The sequence below is a fragment of the Rhizorhabdus sp. P4_G6 genome (assembly GCF_056401045.1).
Genome location: NZ_JBFUKC010000024.1, coordinates 1 through 17,336 on the forward strand (window position 1 = coordinate 1; position 17,336 = coordinate 17,336).

The 17,336-nt window shown below is 62.8% G+C and carries 11 protein-coding genes; 5 read left to right on the forward strand and 6 right to left on the reverse strand.

What is annotated here, in order from left to right; all coding sequences use genetic code 11:
* Nucleotides 1-1,358: lipopolysaccharide biosynthesis protein (locus tag AC1DPF_RS16975; RefSeq protein ID WP_477962498.1), on the forward strand; the 1,358-nt coding region annotated here is incomplete at its 5' end.
* 74 nt (nucleotides 1,359-1,432) lie between these two features.
* Nucleotides 1,433-2,692: a glycosyltransferase family 4 protein gene (locus AC1DPF_RS16980; RefSeq protein WP_477867327.1), complete on the forward strand. Its 1,260-nt coding sequence runs from the start codon at nucleotides 1,433-1,435 to the stop codon at nucleotides 2,690-2,692.
* Here AC1DPF_RS16980 and AC1DPF_RS16985 read toward each other — a convergent pair.
* The 5 genes from AC1DPF_RS16985 to AC1DPF_RS17005 all read right to left on the reverse strand — a co-directional run bounded on the left by AC1DPF_RS16985 (nucleotide 2,608) and on the right by AC1DPF_RS17005 (nucleotide 9,918).
* Nucleotides 2,608-3,522, reverse strand: coding sequence for an endonuclease/exonuclease/phosphatase family protein (locus AC1DPF_RS16985; protein WP_477962500.1), 915 nt, complete (start codon nucleotides 3,520-3,522; stop codon nucleotides 2,608-2,610). The genes AC1DPF_RS16980 and AC1DPF_RS16985 overlap by 85 nt on opposite strands.
* Nucleotides 3,523-3,605: 83 nt before the next feature.
* The gene (locus tag AC1DPF_RS16990) at nucleotides 3,606-5,045 is read right to left on the reverse strand and encodes a glycoside hydrolase (protein WP_477962502.1); all 1,440 of its coding nucleotides are present in this window, start codon (nucleotides 5,043-5,045) and stop codon (nucleotides 3,606-3,608) included.
* Nucleotides 5,046-5,087: 42 nt separating this feature from the next.
* Complete coding sequence (locus AC1DPF_RS16995) at nucleotides 5,088-6,215, reverse strand: glycosyltransferase (RefSeq protein ID WP_477867321.1); 1,128 nt, start codon at nucleotides 6,213-6,215, stop codon at nucleotides 5,088-5,090.
* Nucleotides 6,212-8,266, reverse strand: a complete 2,055-nt coding sequence (locus AC1DPF_RS17000; RefSeq protein ID WP_477867727.1) for a GumC family protein — start codon at nucleotides 8,264-8,266, stop codon at nucleotides 6,212-6,214. Before AC1DPF_RS17000 ends, AC1DPF_RS16995 begins: the two co-directional genes overlap by 4 nt.
* 395 nt (nucleotides 8,267-8,661) lie before the next feature.
* Entirely contained in the window at nucleotides 8,662-9,918 is a 1,257-nt protein-coding gene (locus AC1DPF_RS17005; RefSeq protein WP_477962504.1) for an outer membrane beta-barrel protein, read from the reverse strand.
* Between AC1DPF_RS17005 and xrtV the strand changes: the two genes are divergently transcribed.
* Genes xrtV through AC1DPF_RS17020 form a run of 3 tightly spaced genes read left to right on the forward strand, consistent with a single transcriptional unit; the run spans nucleotide 9,895 to nucleotide 12,588 of the window.
* The gene (gene xrtV, locus AC1DPF_RS17010) at nucleotides 9,895-11,028 is read left to right on the forward strand and encodes an exosortase V (RefSeq protein ID WP_477962506.1); all 1,134 of its coding nucleotides are present in this window, start codon (nucleotides 9,895-9,897) and stop codon (nucleotides 11,026-11,028) included. The two genes, AC1DPF_RS17005 and xrtV, sit on opposite strands and share 24 nt — an antisense overlap.
* On the forward strand, nucleotides 11,025-11,723 hold the full coding sequence (epsI, locus tag AC1DPF_RS17015; RefSeq protein ID WP_477962508.1) for an exosortase-associated protein EpsI, V-type: 699 nt from the start codon (nucleotides 11,025-11,027) through the stop codon (nucleotides 11,721-11,723). The genes xrtV and epsI overlap by 4 nt, the downstream gene beginning before the upstream one ends.
* 43 nt (nucleotides 11,724-11,766) lie before the next feature.
* Nucleotides 11,767-12,588, forward strand: coding sequence for a SurA N-terminal domain-containing protein (locus tag AC1DPF_RS17020; RefSeq protein WP_477867313.1), 822 nt, complete (start codon nucleotides 11,767-11,769; stop codon nucleotides 12,586-12,588).
* A 75-nt stretch (nucleotides 12,589-12,663) separates the two neighbouring features.
* Here the strand turns inward: AC1DPF_RS17020 and AC1DPF_RS17025 are convergent, their stop codons facing one another.
* On the reverse strand, nucleotides 12,664-17,193 hold the full coding sequence (locus AC1DPF_RS17025; RefSeq protein ID WP_477962510.1) for a beta strand repeat-containing protein: 4,530 nt from the start codon (nucleotides 17,191-17,193) through the stop codon (nucleotides 12,664-12,666).
* Nucleotides 17,194-17,336 lie beyond the last annotated feature (143 nt).

A 17,336-nucleotide genomic window follows, 5' to 3' on the forward strand; every position in this document is an offset into this window, starting at 1 on the left:
AGGCGATCCCGCGGATCTGGATCGGGCGTGGCGGCGCCGTCGTGCCGATCGCCTCGAGCCGTGACGTGGGCGCCGGATTTCACATGATGCGGTTTTCACACCAGCTTCCTTCGGTCACCCAGGTGACGGCAATGTCCTTGCGCGCGACGGCGCTCGCAAGCCGCTTCGCTCTTTCGATCTACGCGCTTCGATATCTCAGCATAGAAAGCCTCGGGACGTTCGGGCTGGCGGTGGGCCTCGCTGGGATCATGCCTCCATTGCTGGGGCTCGGCATCAACTATCATCTCAACCGAGACATCCTGGCAATGAGCCAGACTGAAGCCCATCTGGCCGCGCGGGACAGGCTGATCGTCAGCGTGTCCATGTTGGCGCTAGTGTGGCTCTGCGCGGCCCTGTCGGGGGCGTGGAGCCTGTCTCTGCTCGGCGGCTATCCTCTGCTCCTCGGCCTTATCGTCAGCCTGGAGACGTTGGCGACCGACATGCACGTGATGATCATCAACCGTGGGCATGCGGTGCTGGCAAACCTGTTGCTGTTCATCCGCTCGGCAAGCTGGATCCCGCCGGTCATCCTGCTCGGGATCGCGGCTCCGGCGCTGCGCAGCCTGTCGGCCATATTCGCCGCCTGGCTCCTCGCTCTCATCGTCAGCGGGGTGATCGCGGCCCTCTTCTTCATGCGACGCATCGGGACGCCATTCTGGAAGCGGGCACCGCGCGTCTGCGCGCTGCTCAAGCGAGCCCGCGCCAACCCGCTCATATATGTCAACGATCTCGGGCTTGCCGGCCAGACCTACCTCGATCGCTTCGTGGTATATTGGCTATTGGGCAGCACCGCGACCGGCATCTATACCTTCGCCTTTTCGATCACCAACAGCCTTTATGTGCTCGTTCACGTGTCGACGGTGCAGATCGCTCTGCCTTCTTTGGCGAGGGCGATCGACGATCCGGATCAAGAACGCTGGCGCCGCGTTCTGGTCAGTTACGTCAGGCAGGCCACTTCATTCGGGCTCTGCCTCGCCGCGCCGATGATCGGGGTGGTACTGTACATCTTGCCGATGGTGGACATCCGCCAACTTACGGAGCAGTCTACATTATTCTTGTCGATGGTGTGCGCAGCGGTGATGAAGCCCGTGTCAGATATCTTCAATGTCGGCCTCTACAGCCGACGGCGGGACACGGCTGTGGCGGTTCTGAACATCGCCGCTCTCGTCCTCGGCACCCTGTTGACCATGATCGCCATCTCGCTGACCGGGCTGGCAGGCGTGGGCATCTCGTCAGTCATCTGGGTGCTGTTCCTGGGAGGGGCACGCTCGACCGCTGCCGGTCTGTGGAGCCCTGCTCGTCTCGGGCCGCGGTCTTGATATTGTCGCGCCGAAACTGGGCTGGTGCGCTGGGCAGCCATCGCCCATCCACTTCTTGAGGCCGGGCCAGAGCGGTGCGCGTTCTCGTCATTTCCACTCTCTTCCCGCCCAACGTGATCGGCGGCGCGGAGATCTCCGCCTGGAATCTTGCCCGATGGTTGAAGAGCCAGGGGCATGAGGTCGGCGTCGTAACCACGGCCAACCTTCCCGGCGAGGCGGAGGATGACGTCGTCGACAAGGACGGCCTCAGGGTCTGGCGGATTTGGATGCCGCGGCGCTACGCCGCCGCGAACCATATCGACCGCCCCAAGCCACAAAAGATGCTGTGGCACCTCCAGGACCATCTCGATCCGCGAAACCGTCGCCTGGTCGAGAAGGTCATCGATGCGTTCCAGCCCGAGTTCGTGAATATCCACCTGCTCGCGGGGATTGGATTCAACATCCTCGCCAGCTTGGCGAAACGCGACTTGCCCGTGATGTTCGCGCTTCACGATCTGGCGGTGATCTGCCTGCGTTCGAGCATGTTCAAGGACGGCCGCGAATGCCGCACGCGCTGCGCCACCTGCGTCGCTTCGTCATGGTGGAAGCAGCACCTCATAGCCAAGGTCAGGCGACTGGGTTTCTATTCGCCGTCCAGCGCCAACCTGGAGACGGTCGAGGCACATTTCCCCCTGCACAGATATCTGACGCTGGTTGCGCCCAATCCGAACCGCTATCCGGAACCGACCGTCACCTCCGCACCGTCCGAGAAGGTGCGCTTTCTGTATGTCGGGCGCATCCACCCGACGAAGGGAGTCGAGACCCTGCTTGCTGCGGCGGATTCGCTGGCCGAGCGCCATGATTTCTCGCTGACGATCGTCGGGGAAGGGCCAAGCGCAGCAGGCTTGCGGAACAGCTATGGCGATCGCAGCTGGGTTCATTTCACAGGCAGGGTTCCGCAGGAGGAGGTCAGCAACTGGATGGTGGCCAGTGATGTGCTGTGCATACCTTCGATCTGGGCGGAGAACTCGCCTGGCGTTGCCATCAATGCGCTGAATTGCCGGCTGGCGATTCTGGGTAGCAACAAGGGCGGGATCCCCGAACTCGTTCATCACGAAGATAATGGCCTGCTCGTCGAAGCCGGCGACGTGCCGGCCTGGGCGAAGGCCATGGAGCGCCTGATCGAGGACCGGCAGGGCCTGGAAACCATGCGCGAAAATGCGGCGCAACGGGCCACTGCGTTCCACCCGGCGACGCTCGCCGAGAAGCTCTATCGCTTCATGCTCTCGATCGCGGAACTGCCCGAAGGGGCGGGTGAACGCGCCAGCGCCAAGGTCGCGATAACGGGCCGGTGATCGGAGCCGCTCGACGGTCCGGTACGAAGCGAGGCCACCCGCCAGGCGCGGCCGGCATAGACATGATCAAGCCCCAGTAACGGCAGGGGCCAGCTGTGCCTCCGCGGCAGCAAGGCAGGCCAGGTCGGCATCTCCCGCGTTATCCGGCGCAGGCCGAGCGCGCGATCGAGCCGTTCCATGGCATAGCTGTGCGGCGGCGTGTTGAAGTCGCCCGCAACGATCAGCCTGTCCTGCTCCGATCGTCGGACCGCCTTGCGTAGGGCCGTGATCGCGGATCCCTGGTCGTTGAAAGGCCAGGGCCGCATCAAATGAACGGAGATCACGGAGAATGGAACGCTCCCATCCTCGAACGTCGCCTTGACCGCCGACAGCCCCTTCGCATTCTCCTGATCGCCGGTGCCGAGATATTCGACCTCGATCGGTGCACGCTTCGAAAGGATCAGCGTCGAGCAGAAATATGTTGCTCGGCAACTGAACTGATAAGGATAGGCCGGTTCGAGGCCGCGCAGGATCTGGCGGGCTTTGTTGGAGCCTTCGCTGATCGTGATGATGTCCGCGTCCTGCGCAAGCAGCCAATCGACGGCGGCCTGTGGATCCCTGTTGTTCTTGAACAGGTTGAACTGGATGAGCTTGATGTCGCCCGTACCGCCCATCTCCCGGTGCAGGGCGGCCTTCGTGAACAGCTCGGGCAACAGCATCACCGATGCGTAGAGCCCCAGCATCACGAAGCTCGCGAGCGCAGCCTTTCTGGCGGTCCGGATCAGGAACGCCGATGCCAGCAGGCCTATGGGGCACCACAGCATCGAAAGCTGGTTGACCGAGTCGGCCACGTCCGAGAAGCTGCCCAGCAGACCTATGACGGCGATTGCCGAACAGAGACCAGCAATTGCAAGGGCAGTGCGTGCTGTCCCGATCAAGTGGCGGCTTCGAATGCGATCGGTCGGCCAGCCGGGGGCGCGAGACCGCGGTTCGATCTCACCCGCGCAGGGGCCGCGCGAAGGGCCAGCGCGACGCCGCAGAATATGCCGAACACATAGCCCGGATCAGCCGTCGGCCAGCTGACACCGAGAGGAAACAGCGACATGATCACCGTCCAGCCGGCTGCGGCGCCGACGTCCTCGACCGGGTTGCTGCGGCTGACATAGGTCGACATCCGGCCGGGCTTGAAGACGTGGAGGAGGAACAGGATGAGAGTCGCCGAGCCGATGATCCCGGTCGATCCGAGAACGGCCGTGATGAGGCTGGACGAGCGGAAGCTGCCGACACCGATGCCCAGCCCCTTCGATGCGAAGAAGGCGTCGACGCCCTGCTTTGCCCAGAACGCCCGCTGCTGGCCCGACAGGCTGTCGCCCTTTTCGATCGTAAGGGCGTAGAGGATATCGCCGAGCGTCTTCGCCAGCGACGGGTGGAACAGGATCAGCACGCACACGCCGATCACCATTGCCAGTGCCGTCGCCATGAGCATCGCCGCCTTGGAAAATTTGAGGCTATTCGGGAACAGGATCATCCGGACCATGAAGAGAGCCAGATAGGCGGCCAGCCCGGCATAGGCGGTAGACGAGGTCGAGACGACCAGCACAAGTCCCATCAGGAAGGCGGCGCAACCGGTACGCCGTGGCATGACGTCACGAAGCCAGCATTCGCATGAGAATACAAACCAGAAGAAGCCGAAATTCGCATAGGCCGATGGCTCCGGCCACACGCCGGTTATCCGCGCAAATCCGCCTATCCCCTGATTATATTGATAATAAGAGCCGTTACGGAAGAAATCGATAAACAGCGAGTAGGGAGTGCCGGCGAGCAGCGACGCGCTGACGCCGAGATAGACATGGACAAAGGCCACTATGGTTGCAGCCTTGACGATGACGATCGCACCCCGCGGCTGGCGGCAGGCGACATATGTCACGACGGCATAGAGCGCGGTCGCGATGAGGCTCAGCGACGCGGTGATATTCTGCGAGGTGAAGACGAGGGGAGTGGTTCCGAACATGCCGCGCAGGCCAACCGGCTTCAGTGGAACGACATTGATGTCCCCGGCGAAGAGCCTCGGCAGGATGAAGGCCGAGACGACCCCGTAGCTGGCGAAGACCAGCAGGAACAGGTTGGCACCCAGGCTGTCCTGCACAAGCCGCCCCCGCCGTTCGCCAGGCAGGAAAATCCGCAAAATGGCGAAAGCCAGGCCAAGATAGGCCGGCGGGATGGACGCGCCCCCGAGCGCCGGCAGCACCGCCGCGGCACCGCCGCCGAGCAGTGTGCAGGCGAAACAGAAGGCGACCATCGCCTCGATGCTTCTCCTGAACAGCAGGAACAGCCCGGTGGCGAACAGGATCAGCCCGAGGAGCGTCGGTAGCATCGGTCAGGCCCTATGAGCGCAGGGCATCGATCTTGACCGTTCTCACCGCGCAAGCGCCCCCAATATGCCGGCATCGAACTTGTCCGGAGAGAATTTGCGCGCCTGGCTCATGGCCGCTGCCGGATCGAAGGCCGGCAGCCAGGCCTCCATCGCCCGAACGCCTTCCACCAGCGACGCGGTCGTCTGTTCGGCGAAGTAAAGACCGCTGCGTCCCGGCGCTACGGTGTCGAGCGCGCCGCCCTTCCCATAGGCCAGCACCGGGCGCCCCGACGCCATCGCCTCGACGGGCACGATGCCGAAATCTTCCTCGGGCGTGAACACGAGCGCCTTGGCCCGCGAATAGGCAAGGCGCAACTGGTCGAAGTTCAGCTTGGAGACGATCGTGATGTTCGGCCCGGCGCGGCGCCTTAGCTCCGCCGCCATCTCGCCTTCGCCAACCATCAGCAGGGGAAGCTTCAATTCGTTGAAGGCGTCGACCGCCAGGTCCGCGCGCTTGTAGGGTGTCATCTGGCCGACCCAGAGATAACGGTCCTCGAGATCGGTGGTGGGCCTGAACAGGTCTACGTCGACGGGTGGGAATACCACCTGCGCATCGCGGCCCCATGCTTTCTGCACCCGCTTCCGGATGAAGTTGGAATTGGCGAGAATCGTGTCGACCCCGTGCGCCGAGCCGGAATCCCACGCCCGAAGGCGATGGAAGACCCATGGCATTGCCATCCTGGATAGGAAGCCCGCGGAGTGACGGTAATCGTGGTAATGGTCCCACAGATAGCGCATCGGCGAGTGGCAATAGCAGAGGTGAAAGGCATCGTTTGCTGTGATTACGCCCTTGGCAGGGCCGGACTCGCTGCTGATCACCAGATCATAGCCGCGCAGGTCCAGCTCTTCGAGCGCGAGCGGCATCAGCGGCAGGTACTTCTGATAGAGCTTCGAGGCCCAGGGAAGCTTGTTGATGAAGGTGGTCGTAACCTTGTGGCTCCTAATCAACGAGGAGACCTGGTTCGGCACATAGACGTGGGTGAAGATGTCAGCTTGAGGAAATAGGCGCAGCAGACGCTCGAGCACTCGTTCGCCGCCGCGCATGCCGACCAGCCAGTAATGGATGATCGCCACGCGGCGCGGCGCTTCGCATGTCGCCCGCCAGGCTTCACGTGGGAACTCGGCGCTCAACTGTAATATTCCTTGTAGCTGTCATAATAGGCGGTGGCGTCGCCATATCCGAAGCGGGATTGCTTGCGCATATCGACCTGGCTGAGCACGACGCCGGCCAGATGCATACGGCGCGCGGGCAGCAGCTTCAGCGCATTGCGAACCGCATGGTCGGGCGTCTTGCGCCAACGCGCGATGAACAGCACGGCATCGGCCAGCGTCGCGATCACGCGTGCATCGACCACCGGCAGCACCGGCGGCGTGTCGATGATGATATAGGTGAACTCCTCGCGAAGTTTCTTGATGACGTTGGCGAGCGCATCGCCCGTGACCATCTCGCCGCCATCGACGGGGGTCTTGTTGAGCGGTAGGATCCAAATCCCGCTCTCATGATGCTGGATGAGGGCGTCGCTCAATGATGCGCGACCGCGGAGCACCTCGATCAGGCCGGCATCGGCGGGATCGGCGATCAACTTGTTGGCTGCCCGGCGCCGCGGATCGCAGTCCACCAGAACGACTTTTTCGCCATCGATGGCGGCAACCCGGGCCAGGCAGGCGGCCGTGGTGCTTTTTCCTTCCTTCGGCACCGCTGACGTAATCGCAACGACCTGGACAACCGCTCCAACCGAATATTCGATCGACGTTCGCAGGCTGCGCAGCGACGCGTTGAAGCTGGAATGCGGATGCTCTGCCACTGCCTCGAACGGGGCAGGCGGATTGTCGACGACGGAGTCGAGCAGCGGGATCGTTCCCAGATAGGGGACGTGAAGGTTGTTTTCGACGTCTTCCCCGGTGGTCAGGCCAGAGAAGAGCAGTTCGCCTCCGAATGCAGCGGCCAGCCCCGCACCAACGCCCAGGGCAAGCGCGAAAAACATGTTGAGCGGGATGTTCGGGCTGCTGGGTCCGTCTGGCGGCTGTGCCCAGGAGACAACACGGGCATCGGCGGTCTCGGTGCCCTCCTGCGCCGCAGCGGTCTTGTAGCGGTTCAGGTACGCCTCGTAGAGTCCCTGCGATGTTTCGGCCTTGCGGGTGAGATCGTCGAAACCAACCAGCGCGCGATTGCTGCTCGCCAGCGTTCCTCGCGCCGCGCCGAGGCTACCGGCCACCGAGGACAGGCGCTGGCTGGACACATTGGTGTTGGCCTTGAGATTGGAGATGACACGGCTGATCTCGCCTTGGATAGATTTGTCGAGATCGGCCACCTGCTCCTTGAGTTTGATGATGTCAGGGTGCAGCGGGCCATATCGAGCCTGCAGGTTTGCGAGCTCGGCGCCCAACTGCGCCCGCTGCGTCCGCAATGACGATACGACCGGTGATTGCAACGCTGCGCCGACATCGTCGCCCCGCGACCCGCTTCTGAGCTGCTGCTCCGCGGTGGCGAGCCTGGCGCGGTCTTCCGCGGCGGCGGCGCGCGACATCGCCAGTTGCTGGTCGTAGACCGAGACATTCTGCTCGGTCAGCTGCGCGGCATTGGTGCTCAGCAGATTATGCGCGATGCGGTAATCCTGCACGGCGCGGGTGTCGATCTGGGCCTGGCGGCGCAGCTCTTCCATCCGCTTCTTGAGGAAGACGATGGCTTCCGCATTTTCCCTGCGCTTGTCCTTCTGCGCCTGGAGCGAATATTGCCTCGCATATTCGTTCGCGACGAGCGTCGAAAACTCCGGACTTGTCGACGTGAAGGTGATCGTCAGCGCGTAGGATGCTCCCGCGCGAGCGACTTCGAGTTTGTCCTTCAGGAAACGGAGAACATATTCCCGCTGCGCCTGCGGATCATAGGCACGCTGCGACAAGGGTGGCGGCGTTCCGGTGATGAACGACTGGAGCGAAGCGAGACGGCCGGGCTTCGCGTTGCGAGGATCAAGCGCCGGAAGCTTGTCGAGCTGTAGCGCGTCGGCAACCTGGTTGGCCAACTCGCTGGAGCGGATGACCTCGACCTGCGTGTCGACGATGGGTGAGGAAATCTCGCCGGTGTCGGGGACGATCTGCTCCTGCAGCGGTGTCACCTGCGTCGGCCTGCTGTCAAAGACGACCTGCGACGACGCTGAATAGAGCGGCGTCGCCCGGAATGTCATCAAAGCCACCAGCGAAACGATTCCAAGCAAGACGCCGAAAAACAGAGCCCTACGCCGCCGCAATATCGCGATCAGCGTGTTGAAATTGACTTTGTCCTTCGCGGCTTCTTCGCCAGTGTTCCCTGTCAGTGCGAGATTTTGACGTGCTATCTCGTGGTCCCGGTAGAGATCGATATTAGTGGACAATGGGGTACCCTCGTGCCGCAGGAGCTCACCGGGCCACAACGTGCGTTGCCCGATTTCGTTTCGCCGCCTCGGTGGTCGGTGAGATAAAAGCGGCCATTTGTGCGGTGCGGCATATACTTTTGCGCCGAGTGCGGCATTTTGGGAGGCAAGCCGAGGTGCCAATGTGCTGCTCTGCACATTGGCACCGGAACCCTTGCGAGAACGCTAGATCAGCGCTGGGCCAGAATGGACAGGGAAATGCGATTTCCGCGATAGTCGTTGTTGAACAGGCCGCGCCCATTCTGCTGCTGACGATCATATGCGAGTGTGACGGCGAAGTTGCGGTTCAGATAATATCGCGCACCGGCTCCGGCATAGTAGCGCTGTTCGCGACGGTCGATGCCGCGATAGGTTTCCCGAGTTCCTTCGACGTAACCCGTAAGAATCAGCCGCCTCAGCAGTTCGTGCTCGACTTCCAAGCGCACGCGGCTCTGCAGCACGCCGGGCACCCCGGCGATGGCGCTATCCGCGATCTGCCGGCTGGCTTTCAGGCGGAAGGTGGTCAGTCGAGTGGGTTCGTAGATCAGGTTGGCGCTGTAATTGAGGCCACTGAACCCCCGGAAACGAGGGTCGTCGAAGGATTGATGAATATAGCCAAGCCCGGCCTCGCCGTGGAGCAGGCGCGTGACTTCGAACCTGATGCCGGCGAGCGCGGTGTAGCCCTTGGAATCGCGGCTCTTCAGATTGCGGTAGTTGATCTTGTTGATCGAGGTGGAGACGAACACGCTAGAGGAGCCGCCGATCCGGTTATCGACCCGAAATCGCGCGACCAGCGTATCATGGTCTCTCAGGCTCTGGTCGACAAATATGCCGCCGCCCTTTATGTCCTGGTAGCGATAACGGTCGGCGCTGACTCCGCCGCTGAAGGCTATCCGGTTGAATGACTTGGCGGTGCGGAGTGCGGCGCTATAGCGATCATAGCGGACCGGCTCGCCGGTGACGAAGTCGTTGCCGACGGTGCCACGGGGTTCAACAAGATGCCCATAGTCGGCCGTTGCCCCGACGTTCCACGACTGCAAGATGTCCAGCCGGCCATCGGCCGTGGCCCGATATTCTTCGCTGTTCTGGTCCTGATTGGAAAAATAGCGCCGTACGGTGGACGACGCGCTCATCACCAGGCTGTGGCTCGTCCAGTTCGATCGGGCGACGACGCTGGGCGTGACCGTTACCAGGCCGTCACCGACGACGTTGTTATCGCGCAGAAATATATTGTCATCGTAGGTCAATCGGGCCTGCACGGAGGGGTAGATCCTGAAGCCTCCCGCGCCAATGCCGGAGGGATCATATGTCGTCGGCCGAGAGTCGGTAAGTTCAACGCTCTGCGCCTGCAAGGCTGTTCCTGCCAGAGCAAGTCCCGCGGCGATCAACCCTCTGGTGAACACTATATTTTTTGTCATTCCCTGATGACCCCGCCTGGTTTGGCCCATGAACTTGGTGAACGCTTTCGCCCTTTTTCGCGTATTGCCCGATCACGCATGCGGCCCAGCGAACGTAGTCACGAAATTGTTCCAATAAATTTTCATGGCGCGTGCATCCTTCTCGACAAAGTTGCGTTTGGTCAGCCGTCGAGGTCGCTCGACCAGCAATACGGACATGAGGCCTCGGTTCAGGACTTGGATCATTCAATTTTAAAGGATGGTGCCACGCTGGGCAGCCCGGACTCCGTCCGCAGTCCGCTCCGCATTTGGCGAATAGTCAAACCAGCGTGGTTTTTCTGGCTCAGCCTGGCGATCTTCGTGATTCCGACGATAATCGATCTTGCGCGTGGCGCATGGACCGAGGAACAGACCGCCCATGGGCCGCTGATCTTCGCGTCGGGGCTATGGCTGATCGGCCGGGAACGCCGCAAGATCATAGGGCTTTCGCGGCCAGGTTCGCTGCCATTGACGATGATCGTGCTGGTGCCGGCGCTGCTGCTGTTCGTCGCCGCCCGGGTGCTGGGCTGGCTCGGGGTCGAGTGCCTGTCCGCCTATGCCGCCTGCATCGTCCTATTCTATTACCACGCCGGAGCGGCAGCGTTGCGCGCGATGTGGTTTCCGCTGCTGTACATGGTGTTCATGTTCCCGCAGCTCGACACCATCGTGCTTCCCCTGAGCCGGCTGCTCAAGATGGGTATATCCTCAATGGCTGTCGAAATTCTCTCCAGGCTTGGATACGAGGTCGCGCAGGCAGGTGTCGTGATCTTCATCGACCAATATGAGATACTCGTTGCGACAGCCTGCTCAGGTCTTAATTCGTTGCTAACCCTTTCGGCTATCGGCGTGTTCTACGTCTATGTCTGCTACGAAGGCCGCTGGCGGGAATCGCTACCCCTGCTGATCCTGATCTTCCCCATTGCGGTGACGGCCAACTTCACGAGGGTTTTCGTGCTGATCCTCGTCACCCATTATTTCGGTGACGCCGTCGGGCAGGGGTTCGTCCATGACTTTGCCGCGATCTTCATGTTCGTGGTCGCGATGGTCGCGCTCGTCACCGCCGATACGGCCGTGCGCGCCATTCGTGGCCGGAGCGGCCGACAAGGCCGCGTGACGATATGAGCCAGGACAGCTGGGCCGGCATCTCGCCGTCGCGCCGGCAGCTTCTGTTCGGGACGCTGTTGCTCTCGGCATCGGCTGCCGGCCTGGCACTGAAGCCGAACCGCAGCACCAACCCACTCCCGAAGGGCGCTCTGGAGAAATCGATCCCGGCCACGATCGGATCCTGGTCGACGAAGCGCGCCAGCAGCTTCGTATTGCCGCCGGAGGACGCCGACCCGCTGCGCATATACGATCAGGTGCTCACCCGCGCCTATCAGCATCCGTCGGGCGTCGTGTTGATGCTGCTGATCGCCTATGGCAGCGGGCAGACCGGCCTGTTCCAGGTTCACCGGCCGGAGGCGTGCTATCCGGCCAACGGTTTCACGCTCGGGCCGAAGCGGACCGTCAGCGTCGACGTGCGTGGCGGAGAACGCATAGCGAGCGGCTTCTTCACCGCCAGCGCCTATAGCCGCATCGAGCAGCTGCTATACTGGACGCGCATCGGCACCTCCTTTCCAACGACGTGGCTCGAGGAAAACCTGGCTGTCGTTCATAGCAACTTCTCGGGCTCGATCCCCGACGGAGTGATCGTGCGGATGTCGATCATATCGCCCGACCAGGATCGGTCGCTCGCGCTGCTGAAGTCGTTTGCCAGGGAATTGACGGAAATGTCCGGGCCAACCGCGTTGAAAGTCATGCTAGGTCCGAAGGCATGAACATCCGCCGCCGCCAATGCCAGCATGTTATCGGGAGAGAGCAATGAAAAACCCCCACCGCACCATGATGTTGATCGCTGGCCTGGCGCTGCTGGCCGGCTGCGGGAAGAAGCCGGAAGGGCAGGTCATCGCTACCGTCAACGGTGACGAGATCACCCGGCAGCAGCTCAACATGCTCATCCGCGACAGCGGGTCGGCATCGGCGGCTCAACGCAAGCAGCGCCAGAACGAGGCGCTGTCGCAGCTGATAAACCGCGAACTGCTGGTCGAGGCGGCCAAGGAGCGCAAGATCGACAAGTCGCCGGAATATCTGGCTGCGGTTCGGCAGGCGTCGGACAGCATCGCGATCCAGTTGCTGCAGCAGCAGATCGCGCAGTCGGTGCATACGCCGCTCGACCTGGATGTGTCGCGTTATGTCGCGGAGAATCCCACTCGCTTCGAAAGGCGTGAGATTTTGACCGTGGACCAGATCCGCGCGCCGGAGTCAGTGCTGCGCACGGGCTGGTTCGCTGCTGCGAAGTCGCTTGACGATGTCACCGCGGGCCTGCGGCAGAACGGCATCCAGTTCGAGCGGGCGACGCGGGAACTCGACACCATCTCGATGCCGCAGCCGATCCTTGCGCAAATGCTCGCTGCCGGCCAGGAGCCCTTCGGCCTGGCGTCTGGCGGGATCGCGACGATCGTCACCGTCCTGAAAAGAACTCCTGCGCCGCTGATTGGCGACGACGCCCAATCGGCCGGCCTGGCGCTCATGCGCAAACAGTCCGCGGAAGAAGCGCTACAGCGTACTCTGACCGCTCTCAAAGCGCAGGCGAAGATAGACTATCAGAATGGCTTCGGCCCGCCGGCGCCCGCGCGAAAGTGACGGCATTTCCCCGGCATGGTCGTGGACTGGTTCGATCCGGATCGCCCTTTGGAACGGCCCTGCTGCGAACGTCGCTCAGATCAGTATGAAACTGCTCGCCGCCAGCACCGGCTTGGTGCTCAGCAGCCCGATCTGGATCTGAGCCAGCCCGCCGACGCCATCGGGATCATAATAGAGATTTCCCGTCGACTGCTGGTAGATGAGATGCTGGTCGGTGCTCACGGCTTGGGCGCCGTTGAAGAATCCTGATGCCGGGATCGCGCCTGCCGGCAGGTTGGAGAAGGCGGTGAACACCGTGCGGGACAGCTGGAACAGGTCTTCCCCGGCGACGAAGTCCTTCACCTTGTCGCGCTCGGCGGAAGTGCCGAGATAATCGAACAGGAATATGTCGGCGCCCGCGCCGCCGGTCAGCTCATCCGCCCCCACGCCGCCGATCAGCGTGTCGGCGCCGGCACCGCCTTGCAGGAAATCGCCGCCCTCCTCTCCCCATAACAGGTCGTTCCCGTCATTGCCGGTAAGCAAATCGCCGCCGAGGCCGCCATGCATGACGTTTGCGCCGGAATTGCCATTGACGATGTTGGCGAGGTCGTTGCCGGTCATCGAGAGGTTCGCCGAACCTGTCTGGTTCAGATTCTCGATGTTGGGATCGAGGGTGAAATCGACCGACGTGTTGACGGTGTCGGTGCCTTCGCCGACATTCTCGACAACCTTGTCGCCAATGTTGTCGACATAATAGCTATCGTTGCCAATACCTCCGACAAGCGAGTCGGCACCTGCTGCGCCATCCAGCGTATCGTTGCCAGCGCCACCCAAGATGGTGTCGGCGCTGGCATTGCCTGTCAGCACGTCGTTGCCGCCGAGACCGTTGATCGTCCACAAGTCGTTAGTGGGTGCCGTGAAGATGTTGACGCCGTTGTCGCCCGTCCAGCTCTTGGGTTCTGGCAGGTTGTTCAGGGCGATCGTAAAGGTCGTCTCGGCGAACAGCCCGGCGGCATCGGTGGCGCGTCCGACAATCGACTGGGTCGGCGTCGCCTCATAGTCGAGCACCGCACCGCTTGCGACGGAGATGACCCCTGTCGTCGGGTTGACGATGAACCGTCCGCCTGCGCTGCTGGTCAGGCTGAAGCTCAACGTGTCGCCCTGGTCGACATCAAGGCCGGATAGCGTCCCGACTACGGTCCCGGCCGCGGCGTTTTCGTTTACCTGAGCATTCGACAGACTGAGGTTGGTCGGCGCGTCGTTGGCGCCCATGATGGTAAGCGATACCGTCGCGCTCGATGTGATGCCGCCCTGATCGGCGACCGAATAGGAGAAGCTGTCTGTTGCCGTCTGCCCTGCGGCAAGCTGCTGGAACAGCGCGCCCGGGGAATAGGTGATCACACCGTTGGCCAGGCTGAGGTTGGCGCCCGCCGACGTCGTCGGCGGCAGGGGCTGGATAGTGAGCTTGTCGCCGGCGTCGGGATCTTTGTCGTTGGCGAGCAACACGCCGCCTGGGATAGTGCCGCCATCCTCGGACACGTTGACGGCATCGTTGAACGCGGTCGGCGCATCGTTGACCGCGGCGACGTTGATCGTGACATGACCCGTGGCGCTGTTGCCGGCGCTGTCGCCCGCTGCATAGGTGAACAGCGCTGCGCCGTTGAAGTTTGCAAAGGGCGTGAACAGGATGCCGCCATTGCCGTCGAGCACCACCGAACCGCCCGAGACGGCCGTCACGCCGCTGATGGATATCGGTAGTCCGTAGCTGTCGGTATCGTTGGCCAGCAGCGCGGATATCTGGAAGACGGATGGCTGGTCCTCGGTGCCCGCCAAGACATCCGCAGTGGCGATGAGGGGCGGCGGGCCGCCCTGTACCGCAAGCGGATCGAATATCTTGTACTTGACCGACGTGCCGAGATCGTCGCCGCCAAGCCCGCCATAGTCCGTCCATGCGACCGCGAAGCCGCCATTGCCCGCGGCGGCCACCGTGGGATCGGCCTGGACCCCGGGTAGCTGGCCGTTGACGATGAACTCGCCGCCGATCTTGACGCCGCCGCCGGTAAATATCTGTGCTTTGATCCCGGCAGTGCCGACCTCCGGGCCGCTGCCGCCATAATCGGCCCAGCTGATGATGAAGCCGCCGTCCGCCAGCGCCGACACGGCCGGGGCCAGCTGGGCTCCCGCCGTCGTCGTATTCGCTAGAGACTGGCCGCCGAGCGGGGATCCGGACGCGTCATAGATCTGGAAGGCGATGCCGTAATTGTCGGGATCGCCGCCGCGCTGGCTGGCATCGGCCCAGCTGACCACGAAACCGCCGGTGCTCAGCGCGGTGATGCTTTCCTGTTGCTGGTTGCCCTGCGTCAGGCTGTTGACGAGGAACTCACCGCCGACCTTCGCGCCAGCCGCATCGAAGAGTTGCGCCTTCACGGCATCCTTGCTGGTGTCGCCGCCGATCAGGCTGCTGTCGCGCCAGCTGACCACGAAGCCGCCGGCCGTCAGCGCGGCGACAACCGGCGTATCCTGCGCGTTGGCGGTGTTCGTGTTGACCAGGAATTCGGAGCCCACGGCATTGCCCGCCGCGTTGTAGAGCTGCGCCTTCACGCTGCTGACGCTGCTGTCGCCCCCCTGTCCGCTGGCATCCGCCCAGGTCACGACAAAGCCGCCGGATGCAAGCCCGGCAACCACCGGCGTCTTCTGTGCATTCAACGTCGACGTGTTGATCAGGAACTCCCCGCCCGTGGCGCTGCCGTTGGCATCGAAGACCTGCGCCTTGATGCCGCTGCTCGAGGTATCGCCGCCAACCGCACTATTGTCGGTCCAGGTCACGACGAAGCCGCCCGATGTGAGGCCCGCCACCGCGGAACTGTCCTGGCCGTTCAGCGTCTGCGTATTGACCAGGAATTCGCCGCCGATCGGATTGCCATCGGCATCGACGATCCGGCCCTTGATCCCGGTCACGCTGGTATCGCCCTGGCCGCTTCCGTCGGTCCAGGTGATGACATAATGATCGTTGGCGATGGCCGTGACCGACGCGAACTGCTGGTTGTTGGCGATGCTGGTGTTGGCCAGCAGCTCGGATCCGCCGCCATAGCGATTCTCGACGATGGAGTCGGTGACGGACAGACCGAACACCTTGTCGAAGCTGTTCCCGAAGCCGTCGGTTGCCCTGACGGTCAGGGTAGCGCTGGAGGCGCTTTCATAGTCGAGCGCGAGACTGTCCTGCACGACCAGCCGGTTGCCCTGGATGGCGAATGCGCCGCCCGTGGAATCGTCGACGATCTCATAGCTGTAGAGCGCATTGCTGGCGCCATTGGCAGAGAGGCTGGCAAATGTCGTGTTCTCGACCGCCGCCTCGGAGACGATGTTGTTGGACAGGCTGATGTTGCTGATCGCGCCCGTTGTGGGGGTAAGGATCTGCATCTTGATTCCGCCGTCGGGGTCTCCGTCGAGCCCGCTGCGGTCGGTCCACCCGATGACCAGCGCGCCGGATGCGAGCGAAGCGATGCTTGGCAGTTCCTGTGTCCCGAGGGTGGTGGAGTTGACCTGGATTTCGGCGCCGACCTTGTGGCCAAGATCGTCAAAGACCTGCGTCTTCACGCCGAAGCCGCTGGCATCGGAGGCGAGCAGGCTGTTGTCGCGCCAGCTGACCGCGAAGCCGCCGCCGGCGATGCCGGTGACGGTAGGCTGGTCCTGCGCGTTGAACTCCGTCGTGTTGACCTGGAATTCCGTCCCGACCTTCGCACCGCTCGCGGCGAAGACCTGCGCCTTCAACCCGGAGCCGCTGGTGTCCCCCTGGAGGCTGGTATCGCGCCACACGATGACGAAACCGCCGTTGGAGAGCGAGGTGATGGTCGGCTGGTCCTGCGTCGCCGCCGTTGTGCTGTTGACCAGGAACTCGGAGCCCGACTTCGCACCGCTGGCGGTGAAGACCTGGGCCTTGATGCTGGGCGCTGTCGGGTCGCCGCCCAATCCGCTGCTGTCCACCCAGCTCGCCACGAATCCGCCCGAGGCGAGCCCGGTGATGACGGGCGCCTGCTGGCTGCTCGCGATCGTGGTATTGACGAGGAACTCGCCGCCCACTTTCAACCCGAGCTCGTTGTAAATCTGGGCGCGCACACCGGTGCCGGTTGCATCGGGCGCAGTCGCGCTGGCATCGACCCAAGTAATGACGAAGCCGCCCGATGCGAGCCCGGTGACAACCGAGCTGTTCTGGTTGAGCCGGGTCGTGCTGTTGACCAGGAATTCCGATCCGATCTTCCCGCCGTTCGCATCGAACATCTGAGCCTTGACGCCGAGACGGTCGGGATCGGGGCCCACGGCGCTCGCATCTGTCCAGGTGACCACGAAGCCGCCTGAACCCAGCACCGCTACCGAGGCCTGGTCCTGCGCATTTGCCGTGGTGGTGTTGACGAGGAACTCGCCGCCGAGCGCACCGCCGTTGGCATCATACAGCCGGGCCTTGATCCCCGACCCGCTGCTGTCGCCGCCGATACCGCTGCTGTCTGTCCAGCTGACGACGAAGCCACCCGTAGCCAGGGCGGTGATCGTCGCATCATTCTGAACGCCGGACGTCGTCGAGTTTGCGAGGAACTCGCTTCCCGCACTCGCATAAGCTCCATTGGCCATCGGCTTCCCAGTCGTAAACAGGTTGATCGATTCCGGCTGTATTCGCTGGTTTCTGCCGTTTTAGAGCAGGACGTCCTGCCGCGGATGTGCCATTCCGAGCCTCGCCCATATCATGTGAGGGATCGCGCTAAGCCTTTCGGGCG